At 67.7% G+C, this 1,444-nt stretch carries 1 protein-coding gene; it reads left to right on the plus strand.

What is annotated here, in order from left to right:
- A partial coding sequence (locus tag IL54_RS02925; protein WP_037473104.1) for a DUF885 domain-containing protein occupies positions 1-1,444 on the plus strand: 1,444 nt, incomplete at both ends.

The following is a 1,444-nucleotide window of genomic DNA, read 5'->3' on the forward strand; positions in this document are numbered from 1 at the left end:
GACACTGGCCCCCGCGCCGCGCTCAAAAGCCGCCTCGGCAACAAAAGCCCGGCGGGTCAGGCGCAGATCGCCGCCCATGTCGCCGACCGCCTCGCCACCTTGCGCGCCATAGACTTGGCCCCGCTCTCCCCCGCCACCCGCACCGATGTCGAGGTCGCCCGCGCCGCCCACGAACTCGCCGCCGAAGGGTTTGCCTTCCCGTTCGGCGAAATGGCGATGATGAACAGCAACTGGTCCTACCGCAACGCGCCCTATGCCGTGGCGCAAAATACCGGCAGCTTCGTCGAAACCCCCGACTTCCTCGACGCCAATCACGGCATCGAAACCCCCGCTGACGCCGACGCTTATCTCGCCCGCCTGTCCGCCTATGCCGCCAATCTCGCGGGCGAAACGCAACGGCTGCGCCATGATGCAGGCATCGGCGTCACCGCGCCCGCCTTCCTGCTCGACAAGACGCTGGGCCAGATGGCGACGGTCCAGCGCCAGCCGGTCGACCAATGGGTACCCGTCGCCTCGCTCGCCCGCCGCACCGCCGCGATGCCCGGCGACTATGGCGCGAAGGCCGCGAAGATCGTCCGCGACCAGGTCGCCCCCGCGCTCGCCGCCCAGGTCGCCGAACTCACCCGCCAGCGCGCCACCGCCACCATGGATGCAGGCGTGTGGAAACTCCCCGATGGCGAAGCCTATTATGCCTGGGCGCTCAAGGCCGGGACCACCACGACCATGACCCCCGAAGAGGTCCATGTGCTCGGCCTCGACCAACTCGCCGCACTGCAAAGCCAGATGGACGGGCTGCTCAAAGGACTGGGCCTCACCAAAGGCACCGTCGGCGAACGCATGACCGCAATGGGCAAAGACCCGCGCCACCTCTTCCCCGATGACGAAAGCGGCCGCGCCCAGATCCTCGCCTATATCGAAGGCCGCCTGACCGACATCCGCACCCGCCTGCCGCGCGCCTTCGCGACGCTGGTCCCCGCCAAGCTGATCGTCAAGCGCGTCCCCGTGGAGATCGAGGCCGGGATGCCCGGCGCCTATGCGGGCGCGGGGTCGATCGACGGCAGCGTGCCCGGTAACTATTATATCAACCTGCGCGATACCAACAGCTGGCCGCGCTACAGCCTGCCCACCCTCACCTATCATGAGGGCATTCCGGGGCATATCTGGCAGGGCGAATATAGCTATAAGCTGCCCCTCATCCGCTCGCTCCTCCCCTTCAACGCCTATAGCGAGGGCTGGGCGCTCTATGCCGAGCAACTGGGCGACGAGCTGGGAGCCTATGACGGCGATGTCGCGGGGCGGCTGGGCTATCTCCAGTCGATCGCCTATCGCTGCTGCCGCCTGGTGGTCGACACCGGCCTCCACGCCAAGCGCTGGACCCGGCAGCAGGCGATCGACTGGTTCGCCACCACCAACGGCTCGACGGTCGAGGAAGTCCAGGGCGAAG

Origin of the sequence: Sphingobium sp. ba1 (assembly GCF_000743655.1) — a bacterium.
GTDB lineage: Bacteria > Pseudomonadota > Alphaproteobacteria > Sphingomonadales > Sphingomonadaceae > Sphingobium.